The sequence below is a fragment of the Nocardia xishanensis NBRC 101358 genome, from assembly GCF_001613365.1.
GTDB lineage: Bacteria > Actinomycetota > Actinomycetes > Mycobacteriales > Mycobacteriaceae > Nocardia > Nocardia xishanensis.
Window position 1 is genome coordinate 1 of the sequence record NZ_BDCF01000090.1, and the last position, 12,893, is coordinate 12,893.

The following is a 12,893-nucleotide window of genomic DNA, read 5'->3' on the forward strand; positions in this document are numbered from 1 at the left end:
TTCGGCGTCGAAGGGCTGGGCTTCGTGGTGGGTGGCGGCTTGGGCGACGGTCTCGTGCCACCACAGGTCCCGGCCTTGGGTCCAGGGGACCTCGACGTTGGTGCGCCGGACCACCAGCACGTGCTCCACGCTGTGTGGCAGGTCGCCGTGGGCGTAGAGCGCTTCGTCCACGGCTTGCTTGAGCGGTGCGGACTTGCCGCGGCGCCACTGCCCGTCGGTGGTGATGACGAGCCGGGCGCGTGCGTCGTCGACGCGTTGGCGCAGCGCGGTGGGGGAGAACCCGGCGAAGACCACCGAGTGGGTGAGTCCGAGGCGTGCGCAGGCGAGCATGGAGACGATCGCCTCGGGCACCATCGGCATGTAGATGGCGACCCGGTCGCCGGCTTCGAGTCCGAGTTCGGTGAGGTAGTTGGCGGCCTGGGAGACCTCGTCGAGCAGTTGCCGGTAGGTGATGTCGCGGGAGTCGCCGGGTTCGCCTTCCCAGTGGATGGCGACCTGGTCGCCGTGTCCGTCGAGGACGTGGCGGTCCACGCAGTTGTAGGCGACGTTGAGCGTGCCGTCGACGAACCACTTGGCGACGGGTGCGTCGCTCCAGTCCAGCACCTGGCTCCACTTCTGATGCCAGTGCAGCCGTTCGGCCTGCTCGGCCCAGAAAGCGTCGCGATCGTCGGCGGCCCGATCGTAAAGCGCCGCATCGGCGTTCGCGGCGGCGGCGAACTCCGCGCTGGGCGGATACGAGTCCCGGTGGTCGGCGGTGGTTTCGGTCATCACGTCTCTTCTTTCGCGTCGGCTCTGCCCGATCTCGACACTAGTCAACTGTGACCCACGCCGCGCCGACGAGTACGCACTGGATCACGCCGTCGCGGTGGCATAGTTGCGGTGTTTCGCCGATGTTGCCGCATTGGTAACAAGTGAAACGAACATAGGGCGATCCGATGACAAGGTCCCTCGCCGATGGCTAACGTCCCTGACATCCGAGGCGGGACGTGAGGCACGCGCAGGAGAGGATCACGGGGCGCGGGCCGTACAGCCGCCTTCGACCTTCTCGAAATCGGGAGTACGCGTTGCGATTCCACAGAGTTACCGCGCTTGCCGCGGGCATCCTGCTGGCCACGAGCCTAGGACTGTCCGCGTGTTCCTCCGGCGACGGCGCCGATGCCGACATCGTCACGGTCAATGGCGCCGAACCACAGAATCCGCTGGTGCCGACCAACACCAACGAGAACATGGGCGGCCGGGTGGTCGACCGGCTCTTCGCCGGGCTGAAGTATTACGACGCCGACGGCAAAGCGCACGACGAGATGGCGCAGTCGATCGAGACCACCGATCGGAAGAACTACCGGATCACCATCGAGCCGGATTGGAAATTCACCGACGGCACGCCGGTGACCGCCAAGTCGTTCGTCGACGCGTGGAACTACGGAGCGCTCGGTACCAACGCGCAGCTGCAGAGCTATGTGTTCTCGCCGATCCTCGGCTTCGACCAGGTGTCGGCGGAAAAGCCCACCGCCCAGACGATGTCGGGTCTGAAGGTGGTCGACGATCGCACCTTCACCGTCGAGTTGAAGGCGCCGTCCATCGATTTCGAGAGCGAACTCGGGTACGCGCCGTTCTATCCGCTGCCCGAGGCGGCGTTCAAGGATATGAAGGCGTTCGGGCAGAACCCGATCGGCAACGGCCCGTACAAGTTCGCCGACGCGAACGCATGGGAGCACAACGTCAAGATCGACCTGGTCCCCAATCCCGACTATCGGGGCGGCCGCCCGGCCAAGAACAAGGGACTGCGGTTCGTCATGTACCAGTCCTTCGACACCGCGTACGCCGATCTCCAGTCCGGCAATCTCGACGCGCTCGACACCATTCCGGCCAGCGCGCTCTCGGTGTACCAGCAGGAGCTCGGTGATCGCGCGATCGCCAAGCCGGTCGCGCAGAACCAGCACATCGGCGTGCAGTCCAACGTCCCGCACTTCGCGGGCCAGGAGGGACTGCTGCGCCGCCGCGCCATCTCGCTGGCGATCAACCGGGAACAGATCTGCGAGAAGATCTTTCACGGCACCCGCATCCCGGCCCGCGACTTCACCGCGAGCACACTGCCCGGCTTCGACGGCAACCTGCCCGGTTCGGAGGTGCTGAAGTACAACCCCGATGAGGCCAAGCGGCTGTGGGCGCAGGCCGACGCCATTTCGCCGTGGTCGGGCCGCTACGAGATCGCCTACAACAGCGACGGCGGACACCAGGCGTGGGTGGAGGCGGTGGCCAACAGCGTCAAGAACACCCTCGGTATCGACGCCATCGCGGTGCCATACCCGACCTTCAAGAACATCCGTGACGAGGTGAACGCCGAAACCATCGGCAAGTCCTTCCGTTACGGCTGGCAGGGCGACTATCCGACGATGCTGCAGTTCCTCACCTCGCAGTACTACAGCTACTCCGAGACCAACAACGTCAACTACGACAACCCCGAATTCGACCGCCTGCTCGACGCCGCGCTCGCCGCGCCGACCCAGGAGGAGTCCTACCGGATCATCGCCCAGGCGCAGGCGCTGCTGATCAGGGACATGGCCGATATCCCCGTGCTGGACTACGTGGCGGCTGCGGGTCATTCGGATCGGGTCAGCAACGCCCAGCTGACCTGGAACGGCCTGTTCGACTTCGAGGGCATCGAGAAGTAGACGCCGCGAGAGCCGGGCCGACGGACGAAAGAAGGCCCGGCTCGGCACTTTCCGGAGGAAATATGGCTTGGTATGTCGTGCGGCGCCTGCTCCAGATGATCCCGGTGTTCCTCGGCGCGACGCTGCTCATCTACGCGATGGTCTTTCTCATCCCAGGCGATCCGATCGAGGCGCTGGCCGGTGAGAAGCCGCTGACCCCCGCCGTCGAGGCCCAGCTGCGCGCCAGATATCACCTCGACGAACCGTTCATCACGCAGTATCTGCTCTATCTGAAAGGTATCCTGACCTTCGATTTCGGCACCGCGTACTCCGGTCGTCCTGTCCGCGAGGAACTGGCGAGGGCCTTTCCGATCACGATAAAGCTCGCCTTCATGGCGGTATTCGTCGAAGGCGTGTTCGGCATCGGGTTCGGCCTGATCGCCGGTCTGCGCAAGGGCAAGCTGTTCGATTCGACGATGTTGGTGGCCAGCCTGGTGATCATCGCCGTGCCGGTGTTCGTGGTCGGTTATGTCGCGCAGTTCCTGTTCGGCGTGAAGTGGGGAATCGCGCCGACCACCGTGAGCGCGAAAGCGAGTTTCACCGAACTGCTGCTGCCCGCGTTCGTGCTCGGCTCGCTCTCGTTCGCCTATGTGCTGCGGCTGACGCGAAACTCCGTGGCCGAGAACATGTCCGCCGACTACGTGCGCACCGCCACCGCCAAAGGGCTGAGCAGGCGCCGCGTGGTGACCGTGCACATCCTGCGCAACTCGATGATCCCGGTGGTCACCTTCCTCGGCGCCGATCTCGGCGCGCTGATCGGCGGGGCCATCGTCACCGAGGGCATCTTCAACATTCCCGGCGTCGGCGGCACGCTGTACCAGGCGATCCAGCGGGTGGAGCCGCCGACGGTCGTCTCGTTCGTCACGGTACTGGTGGTGGTCTTCCTGCTCGCCAACCTGATCGTGGATCTGCTCTACGCCGCACTCGACCCGAGGATCCGCTATGCCTGAGCTGGAGAAGGACGTGAGCAGCGATATCCGGCCCGGTCAGGAGTACTACGTCGCGCCGCCCGACGAGGTCGAGGTGCTCGCCACCGACCGCGTCGACGCCTCCGGCGAGCCGACCAGCATCTGGGGCGACGCGTGGCGGCAGCTGCGGCGCAACCCGATCTTCCTGATCGCCGTGCTGTTGATCGTGGCGGTGACGGTGGTGGTGCTGTGGCCGGGACTGTTCACCGATCAGGACCCGCGCCGCTGTCTCGGCGACGACATCATGGCTCCTCCGCGCCCCGGCCATCCCTTCGGCTTCGACCGGCAGGGCTGCGACGTCTACACAAGGACCATCTACGGCGCGCGGGCCTCGGTCCTGGTCGGCCTGGGCGCGGCGGCGCTGTTCGTGCTGATCGGCGGCACGCTCGGCGCGGCGGCAGGCTTCTTCGGCGGAGTGCTGGACGAGATCGTCTCGCGCATCGCGGAGGTCTTCTACGCCATCCCGATGATGCTCGCCGCGATCGTCCTGCTGCAGATGCTGCGGCCCGCGACCATGTGGAACGTCATCCTGGTGCTCGCCTCGTTCACCTGGCCGCAGGCGGCCCGCATCGCGCGCGGCGCGGTCATCGAGGCCAAGAACAGCGAATATGTCACGGCGGCGAAGGCGTTGGGCGTCTCCAGAACGGGAACGCTGGTCCGGCACGTGCTGCCGAACGCGGCGGGCCCGCTCATCGTGGTCTCCACGATCTGGCTGGGCGTCTTCATCGTCACCGAGGCGACGCTGTCGTATCTCGGGGTGGGATTGCCGCCCGACATCGTGTCCTGGGGCGGCGACATCGCCAGGGCCAAGAACGATCTGCGCACCTCGGCGATCCTGTTCTATCCCGCCGCCGCGCTCGCCATCACGGTGCTGAGCTTCATCATGCTCGGCGACGCGGTGCGCGACGCGCTCGATCCGAAGGCAAGGAAGAGGTGAGCGTCGCGATGACGGATCGTCCGCTGCTCGAAATCCGTGACCTCGACGTCTGTTTCAGCTCGGAGGGCAGGCAGGTGCCCGCGGTGCGCAATGTCGGTCTCACCGTGTACCCCGGCCAGACGGTGGCGATCGTGGGTGAGTCCGGTTCCGGAAAGACCACCACGGCGCACGCCGTCATCGACCTGCTGCCCGGCACCGGCCGGATCACCGCGGGGTCGATCGTGTTCGACGGCAAGGACCTCACCAAGGCGTCGAAGAAGGAGATCCTCGCCGTGCGCGGGCGCGGCATCGGGCTGGTGCCGCAGGACCCGATGTCCAACCTGAATCCGGTGTGGAAGGTCGGATTCCAGGTTCGGGAGACGTTGGAGGCCAACGGGATGGCCAAAGGAACCGAGGCGCGCAGGCGCGCCGTCGAACTGCTCGAGGAAGCGGGCATGTCGGATGCGGCGCGGCGGATGAATCAGTACCCGCACGAATTCTCCGGCGGTATGCGGCAGCGGGCGCTGATCGCGATCGGGTTGTCGTGCCGTCCGAAACTGTTGATCGCCGACGAGCCGACCTCGGCGCTGGACGTCACCGTGCAACGCCAGATCCTCGATCACCTCGACGGGCTGACCGCCGAACTCGGCACCGCCGTCCTGCTCATCACCCACGATCTCGGCTTGGCCGCCGAGCGGGCCGAGCACCTGGTGGTGATGTACCGGGGACGCGTGGTGGAATCCGGTCCGGCGCTGCGCATTCTGCGCGATCCCCAGCACGCCTACACCAAGAAGCTGGTCGACTCCGCGCCCTCGCTGGCCTCGCAGCGGCTCTCGGCGGTGCGCAAACGGATCGAGATTCGCGAGCAGGCCGAGCAGGTCGCCGGAGCCGAATCGGTCGTACCCGACGTGGTGGTCGCAGAGCGCCTCACCAAGGTTTTCCCGATCCGCGGCGGGACACCGTGGAAGTCTTCGGAACTCCGTGCCGTCGAGGATGTTTCGTTCCGGCTGCGCCGTGGCACGACCACCGCCATCGTCGGCGAATCCGGCTCGGGCAAGTCGACCGTCGCGCAGATGGTGCTCGGCCTGCTCGCGCCGACCTCCGGCGCAGTCACCTTCGACGGTCGTGACGTGGCCACGTTGGATCGCAAGGGCGGCTTCGCCTTCCGCCGCCGGGTGCAGCCGATCTTCCAGGACCCGTACGGCTCGCTCGACCCGATGTACTCGATCTTCCGGACGATCGAGGAGCCGCTGCGCACCCACCGGATCGGCACCCCGAAGGAGCGCGCGGCGGTGGTGCGCGACCTGCTGGACAAGGTGTCGCTACCCGCCTCGGTGCAGCGACGTTATCCGAACGAGCTGTCCGGCGGCCAGCGTCAGCGGGTCGCGATCGCGCGGGCCCTCGCGCTGTCTCCCGAGGTGGTGGTCTGCGACGAGGCGGTGTCCGCGCTCGACGTGCTCGTGCAGGCGCAGATCCTGAACCTGCTCAACGACCTGCAAGCCGAGCTGGGGCTCTCCTACCTGTTCATCTCGCACGACTTGGCCGTTGTGCGCCAGATCGCGGACGACGTGCTGGTCATGCAGCAGGGCCGGGTCGTCGAGGCGGCGAGCGCCGAGCAGGTCTTCGACCATCCGCGCGAGGAATACACGCGCAGGCTGCTCGACGCGATCCCGGGGCGGGATCTGCTGGCGGGGTAGACGACCGCGCAAGTAGCCTCGTATCCCGTGACCGACCCGCTGCAGCCCCTCGTCGACCTGCCCGGCGTGCGCGACGCCGCCGACCGCGCCCGCGATGCCCTTGCCGCGGTGCACCGGCACAAGGCGAACCGGCGCGGCTGGCCGACCACCGCGGCCGAGGCGGCGGTGCGCGCGGCGCGGTCCTCCGCGGCCATCGACGGCGGCAGCACCGACCTGCCCGCCGACGGCCGGGTGGAGGATCCGATCCTGGCCGGCTCGCTGCGCGTCGGGCAGGCGCTGGACGGCGACGCCCTGCGCAATCTCACGGCCACCTGGCAGCGCGCACCGCTCCAGGCGCTGGCCCGGCTGCACCTGCTGGCGGCCGCCGATCTGGTCACCGATGAACAACTGCTCGGGCGGCCGCGCGCCGACGCGGGCGTCGCCGAGCGGCTGGACCTGCTGGCGCAGACCGTGCTGGCCACCAAGGCGCCCGCGCCGGTCGTCGCGGCGGTGGTGCACGGCGAGCTACTGGCGCTGCGACCGTTCGGCACGGCGGACGGGGTCGTCGCGCGTGCCGCGTCGCGGCTGGTGTCGGTGGCAAGGGGCCTGGACCCGCACAGCCTGGGTGTGCCCGAGGTGTTCTGGTTGCGGCGCAAGCAGGCGTACGAAGCCGCGGCCGCGGAATTCGGGACCGGCAGGCCCGAGGCGGTCGGCGGGTGGGTGATCTTGTGCTGCGGCGCGCTGGAGGATGGCGCGAGGGAGGCGACATCGATCGCCGACGCGGCGTCCGGATAGCGGCTCGCAGCGGCGTCCAGCTTTCGAGGTTCCCACAATCGGAGTCGCCCGCACATCAAAGCGGGCGGCGTTGTCGTTGACGACCTCACCGCCCGCTAGCACGGACTACCGGGTTACCAAGCGTGCTAGGTGGGTTGTGTTCTGCGGCCTCGGCGACTATTCGAACTCCGCCGGTTCATCCCCGCAACCTGTGCGAGGCCTTCGCCGTCGACAATTCGAATCTCGCAGGCCCACAACGCTTCTGCCCTTGTCGCGGCGTGCTCCGCGTGGGTGCCTGGTGTCCGTGCTGGGAAGGGTGGGATGGGAGACTGAACCTTCTCTTCCGGTTCCGCCTTGGCCTTCCGTCCTTCCGTGACTCATTTCTACCACTGTGAGCGGGCTCACTCAAGGGTCGAGAAAACAATGAAAAATTGGCGTGTTTGTCGGCGTTTCGTGCTTGAATGCCTGGTCGCGAGCCCTCCTGAGCCGGGCCGTCGAACCCCGGGCAAGCCATGGGCCAGCTCGGTTGAACAGTGCGGCGCCCCGTAGCCGGGCGCGCAGTCAATGATCAGCGGCGGCGCAGCAGGCGATAACTGATCGCTCCGGCCAGCACCGCGCTGAGTCCGACGACTGCCGTCGCGGCAAGGGTGGTCGACGAGGGCGACTGGAATCGCGCCCACAGCGAGACCGGGTTGGAGAAGGCGAGGATCGGCCAGCCGCGGGCGGTCGCCTCGCGGCGAAGGTTACGATCCGGGTTCACGGCCGTCGGGTGGCCGACGGCGCTCAGCATCGGCAGGTCGGTCACCGAATCGGAGTAGGCGTAGCAGCGCGATAAGTCGTAACCCTCTGCGGCGGCGAGCTTTTCGATGGCTTCGACCTTGCCTTCGCCGTAGCAGTAGAATTCGACCTCGCCGGTGTACTTGCCGTCGTCGACGACCATCCTGGTGGCCGCGGTGCGCGAGGCGCCGAGCACCTCCGCGATCGGGCCGACCATCTCCTCACCGGACGCCGAGACGATCACCACGTCGTGGCCCCGAATCTTGTGATCGGCAATGAGATCGGCGGCCTCGGCGTAGATCAGCGGGTCGACCAGCTCGTGAAGTGTCTCGGCGACAATGGATTTCACCTGCTCGACGTCCCAGCCCGCGCACATCTTGGTCAGATGTTCGCGCATCCGCTCCATCTGGTCGTGGTCGGCGCCCGACAGCAAAAAGAGAAAGTGCGCGTAGCTGCTCTCCAGCACGGCTTTGCGGTTGAGCAGACCCTGTGCGAAGAACGGCTTGCTGAAGACGAAGGTGCTCGATTTCGCGATCACCGTCTTGTCCAGATCGAAGAACGCGGCGACACGCCCGCGCCTGGTCGGGGCGCTGTCCGCTGTCGTCGCGGCGCCCGCCTGGTGGTCCGGATCCGTTGTTTGGTCGCCCTCGGCCGTCACCCGTTCAGAATATGCACGCCGTGCAAATGCCGGTGGGCGGGTCGGGTCAGCGGCGGCGGCCACGAGTTTGCTCGACAGACGCCGGAGGGCCGGCGACGGCAAAGTCCTTCGATGGCGGACTTGCGTGCGTGCCGGGGATTGGGTGTAGTATTGCTGGCACCTGGACATGGTCCAGGCGCGTTCAGCCCGACCCCCCGGGGCTGAACCCGACGGCCCCAGCCTCCTCCCCCCCCGGCTGGGGCCGTCCTCTATTTCGGGGACGGATCCCCCTTCTTCGCCGGTCCGGCGGTTGTCCACAGCGTCGGAGTTATCCACATTCGGCATCTCGGGTCTTCTGACGAGCCCGCGCTTGTATCACGCTGACCTGCATGGACAACGACGTCGCGCAGACAGCGCCGATATCGCCCGCGCTCGTGCTCATCCGGGATGTCCGGTTACGAGACGAGGTCCGCCGGGTCGCCGCGGCCGCGGAACGCCTGCTCGACGAACGGGAGCCGCCGGTGGGCAGGCATGCCTGGTCCGGAGCGCTTATGGTGATCCTCGACACAGCCGCGGCGGGTGAATGCGCGGCGGCCGGTTACCCGCGGCGCGGCGGCGTCGTTCTGGTGACCGATGGGGAGCCAGGACTACCCGGATGGCAGGCCGCGGCGGCAGTCGGAGCCGAGCGAGTCATCGAGCTGCCGGGGGCCGCCGTCGGGCTTATCGAGAAGTTTGCTGAGCACGGCGAGAGGCGCGCGTTCGACGGTGTCGTCGTGGCCGTCGCCGGTGCGAGCGGTGGCGCGGGAGCCTCCGTTCTCGCGTCCGCCACCGCCCTGCGCGCCGCCGCCGACGGGTTCCGGCGCGACACTCTGCTCGTCGACGGAGCGCCCCTCGGCGGCGGCCTCGACCTGCTGTTGGGCATAGAGACAGGTACGGGGCTGCGCTGGGCGGACCTGGTCGTCGAGGACGGCAGGATCGCGGCGACGGCATTGCACGGCGCGCTGCCGAAGGCGTCGCCGGGGTTGTCCGTGCTGTCCTGCGGCCGTGGCGGTGCCGGTCGATTGCCGAGCCCTATCGCGGCGGGCGCGGCACGCGCGGTGATCGAAGCAGGCCGTGCCGCAGGCGATCTCGTGATCTGCGACGTGTCGGGTGAGCGCGGCGCGCACGCGGAGCAGATGCTCGAAAGCGCGGATCTGGTGGTGTTGGTCGTGCAGGCCACACTGCGGGCGGTGGCCGCGGCGGAGTCCGTCGCGGCGTACATCGGCAGGCGAAATCCCAACCAGGGCTTGGTGATCCGCGGTCCGGCGCCGGGCGGCCTGCGCGGGGCCGAGGTGGCCGAGGTCCTCGACCTGCCGCTGCTGGCGGCCGTCCGCGCCGAAGGGGGCCTCGCGGCCCGCCTGGAACGCGGCGGTCTTTCCACACCGCGGCGCGGGCCGCTGAAAGACGCGGCCGATGCCGTGCTCGCGGTGCTCGGCGCACCGGCCGTGCGGGGCGAACGGTGAGCGCGCTGGTGACGGCCGAGCTCTTGGATCGCGTCCGGGAGCGCCTGGCGGGTGAACCCGGCGATCCGGATCCGGCGGCCGTTGCGGCGGCCATTCGCGTCGAAGCGGGCGGCGTCCTCGGCGACACCGACCTGTTGCGCGCGCTGCGGCTGTTGCAGACAGAGATGACCGGCGCGGGCGTGCTGGAGCCTCTGCTGCACGATCCGCGCGTTGCCGATGTCCTGGTGACGGGGCCCGACGCGGTGTGGATCGACCGCGGGCACGGGCTGGAGAAGACCTCGGTCACCTTCCCGGACGAGGCGGCGGTGCGCAGGCTCGCCCAGCGGTTGGCGCTTTCGGCAGGGCGCAGGCTCGACGATGCCCAGCCGTGGGTGGACGGCAGGCTCACCGGAACCGAAGCGGCGCTCGGTGATTCGTTCGGCGTCCGGCTGCACGCGGTGCTCGCGCCGATCGCGCACGGCGGCACGTGCCTGTCGCTGCGGGTGCTACGCCCCGCCACCCAAGGGCTGCGCTCGCTCGCGGCGGCGGGCGCGGTGCCGCCTGACGCGAAAACCTTGCTGGAGAGCATCATCCGGGCCCGGCTCGCATTCTTGGTGGTCGGCGGCACCGGCGCGGGGAAGACAACCCTTCTGTCCGCGCTGCTCGCCGAAGTCGACGCCCGCGAGCGGATCGTATGCGTCGAGGACGCGGCCGAACTCGCGCCGCCGCACCCGCACGTGGTGCGGCTCGTGGCGCGCACGGCCAACGTCGAGGGCGTCGGGGCGGTGACGGTGCGCGATCTGGTGCGGCAGGCGCTGCGGATGCGACCGGACCGGATCGTGGTCGGCGAGGTTCGCGGAGCCGAAGTCGTCGACCTGCTCACCGCGCTGAACACGGGGCACGACGGCGGCGCGGGCACGGTCCACGCGAACTCGCCGCGAGAAGTCCCCGCCAGATTGGAAGCGCTCGCAGCACTCGGCGGCATGGACGGCGCTGCGCTGCACAGCCAACTGGCCGCGGCGGTGCAGGTGGTGCTGCACGTGCACCGGCGGCCGGATGGCTCGCGCGGCCTGCGGGAGATCGGCGTGCTCGACCGTGACGAGAACGGCAGTGTGCGCATCGTCGCGGCTTGGCGCTCGGACGATGCGCCGATTCCGGGTGCGGCCGGGCTGGAGGCTCTGCTGGCGGAACGGATCGGTCGATGAGCGCGGCGATGGTGTGCTTGGCGCTCGCGGTGCTGACGGTGCCTTCGACGGGTCCACGTCGACGAATGCGAGACCTGTTCATTCGGACCGATCCGCGAAAGCTTCGCTACCACAACATTCTTCGTGTCGTTGCGTGTCCGGCGCTTGCGTGCACTCTGCCATTGGGCATCGGTGTCTTCCTCGCCGTGGCGATGCTCGCGGGCACCGTCGGGCTGCGTCGGCGACGGGCTGTCGCCGACCGCCGTCGCGCCGAAGCATGCGTCCATCTCCTCGATGCACTGGAAGTGGTCATCGGCGAATTGCGTGTCGGCGCGCACCCGAGCGCGGCAGCGGATGTCGCCGCGAGGGAATCACGCGGTGCTGCGGCGCGCGCTTTCGCCGTCAGCGCCGCACGCGGCAAGCTCGGCGGTTCCGCCGCCGACGGTCTGCGCGACCCGCACACCGTCATCGGCGCGGAGCTCGCCCGCATCGCCGACGCGTGGCGGATCGCGGAACATCACGGCCTGGCCCTCGCCGAACTGCTTACCGCGGCCCGCGCAGATCTGATGGGCCGCATCCGTTTTCGCGCTCGCGCCACCGCCGCCCTCGCGGGCGCTCGCGCCACCGCCACGGTCCTGTCCACCCTCCCGCTGCTCGGCTTGGCCCTGGGGCAGTTGATGGGCGCCGACCCGCTGCGGGTCCTTCTCGCCTCGGCGGCGGGACGCCTGCTTCTCCCGCTCGGGGTGGGACTGGCCTGCGTCGGGCTGCTGTGGAGCGATGGGATCACGCGAAAGGTGCTGGTGTGAACGGGTGCGGCGTGGCGCGCGTGGGGCAAGTGCCAGTCCTGCTGGGCGGCTGCCTGCCGGAGGTGGGTGAGAACCGGATGCGTCGGGTCGAATCCCAGCGGATAGCGGGCGGGCTGCGCATAGCGAGCGGCCGTGTCCCCACGGTGTTCCCTGATCCGGCCTCATCGGCACCGGCCGCGATGGCTCAGAGGCGATGCGTGGTGCGCCTCATCGGAGGAGTGATGCGATTACGCGAAATGCGCTGGTGCGAAGGGGCGCGGCAAGCGGTGGGCGTGGAGCGAGCGCCGGTCGTGCTGGTAGACGGTGTGCCGGAGGTGGACGGGAGCCGGATGCGGCGGGCCGAATACCAGCGGATATTCGGTGAGCTGCGCGTAGCGAGCGGCTGTGCCCCTACGACGTTCCCCGCTCCGGCCATGTCGGCACCGGCCGCGATGTCTTCGACGGAATGCGGACGCGGTATTCGTCGTCGGGCGATTACCTCGGCGCGTGGGCAGGTCTCGGTGGCGAATCGGGCTTCGGTCGTGGGGCGGGCTCCGGTGCTGGGTCGGGCTGCGGCGAGTTGGGGTGCGGTCGCGGGTCGGGCTGCGGCGAGTTGGGGTGCGGTCGCCGGTCGGAACGCGGCGGCGATTCGGACTGTGGCGGCGAGTCGGAAGGCCGTGGCGCGTCGGAATGTGACGTCGATCGGTTCTGACGAATTCGGATGGGCGGAAGGGGATTCGGATGGCGATCGAGGCCGGTGTCGGCGCGTTGGCGATGGCGGGGGCGTTTGCCCTGTGGCCGGGGCGCGTCGGCGTCGGTCGGAGGCTACGGGTGTTGTGGCAGGCAGAGGAGGGAAAGGAGGCGAAACCGGAGAAGCCGCGCACCTCGGATCCGCTCGATATCGCCTCGGTGTTCGATCTGCTCGCCGCATGCCTGCGAGCGGGTCTGCCGATGGCGGATGCGGCGCGCGCGGTGGCGGCCGGC

The 12,893-nt window shown here is 68.8% G+C and carries 10 protein-coding genes and 1 pseudogene; 9 read left to right on the top strand and 2 right to left on the bottom strand.

Going from position 1 to position 12,893, the window contains the following annotated elements; genetic code table 11:
* Positions 1–768 (bottom strand): AMP-binding protein (locus NX1_RS34090; protein ID WP_157120372.1); only part of this gene is annotated, 768 nt, incomplete at its 3' end.
* Between the two features lie 296 nt (positions 769–1,064).
* Between NX1_RS34090 and NX1_RS34095 the strand changes: the two genes are divergently transcribed.
* The 5 genes from NX1_RS34095 (at position 1,065) to NX1_RS34115 (ending at position 7,066) form a co-directional block, all read left to right on the top strand.
* Positions 1,065–2,672, top strand: a complete 1,608-nt coding sequence (locus NX1_RS34095) for a peptide ABC transporter substrate-binding protein (RefSeq protein ID WP_068069044.1) — start codon at positions 1,065–1,067, stop codon at positions 2,670–2,672.
* A 62-nt stretch (positions 2,673–2,734) separates the two neighbouring features.
* Positions 2,735–3,661, top strand: coding sequence for an ABC transporter permease (locus tag NX1_RS34100; protein ID WP_068069047.1), 927 nt, complete (start codon positions 2,735–2,737; stop codon positions 3,659–3,661).
* The gene (locus tag NX1_RS34105) at positions 3,654–4,616 is read left to right on the top strand and encodes an ABC transporter permease (RefSeq protein WP_068069050.1); all 963 of its coding nucleotides are present in this window, start codon (positions 3,654–3,656) and stop codon (positions 4,614–4,616) included. Before NX1_RS34100 ends, NX1_RS34105 begins: the two co-directional genes overlap by 8 nt.
* Before the next feature lie 8 nt (positions 4,617–4,624).
* Positions 4,625–6,292 (top strand): dipeptide ABC transporter ATP-binding protein, encoded by a 1,668-nt coding sequence (locus NX1_RS34110; protein WP_068069068.1) that lies wholly within the window; start codon positions 4,625–4,627, stop codon positions 6,290–6,292.
* A gap of 27 nt (positions 6,293–6,319) precedes the next feature.
* Positions 6,320–7,066: an oxidoreductase gene (locus NX1_RS34115; protein WP_068069053.1), complete on the top strand. Its 747-nt coding sequence runs from the start codon at positions 6,320–6,322 to the stop codon at positions 7,064–7,066.
* A 547-nt stretch (positions 7,067–7,613) separates the two neighbouring features.
* Here NX1_RS34115 and NX1_RS34120 read toward each other — a convergent pair.
* Positions 7,614–8,480, bottom strand: a complete 867-nt coding sequence (locus NX1_RS34120; RefSeq protein ID WP_068069056.1) for an HAD family hydrolase — start codon at positions 8,478–8,480, stop codon at positions 7,614–7,616.
* A gap of 368 nt (positions 8,481–8,848) precedes the next feature.
* On the opposite strand from NX1_RS34120, the gene ssd reads away from it, so the two are divergent.
* The 4 genes and pseudogenes from ssd to NX1_RS38290 form a co-directional block, all read left to right on the top strand.
* Positions 8,849–9,961 carry a septum site-determining protein Ssd gene (ssd, locus tag NX1_RS34125; protein WP_068069059.1) on the top strand — a complete coding sequence of 371 codons (1,113 nt, stop codon included), beginning with the start codon at positions 8,849–8,851 and terminating at the stop codon, positions 9,959–9,961.
* Positions 9,958–11,145 carry a TadA family conjugal transfer-associated ATPase gene (locus NX1_RS34130; protein WP_068069062.1) on the top strand — a complete coding sequence of 396 codons (1,188 nt, stop codon included), beginning with the start codon at positions 9,958–9,960 and terminating at the stop codon, positions 11,143–11,145. The genes ssd and NX1_RS34130 overlap by 4 nt, the downstream gene beginning before the upstream one ends.
* Positions 11,146–11,306: 161 nt before the next feature.
* Entirely contained in the window at positions 11,307–11,930 is a 624-nt protein-coding gene (locus tag NX1_RS34135) for a type II secretion system F family protein (RefSeq protein WP_307651609.1), read from the top strand.
* A 720-nt stretch (positions 11,931–12,650) separates the two neighbouring features.
* A pseudogene (locus NX1_RS38290) lies at positions 12,651–12,893 on the top strand (type II secretion system F family protein); the annotation flags it as partial.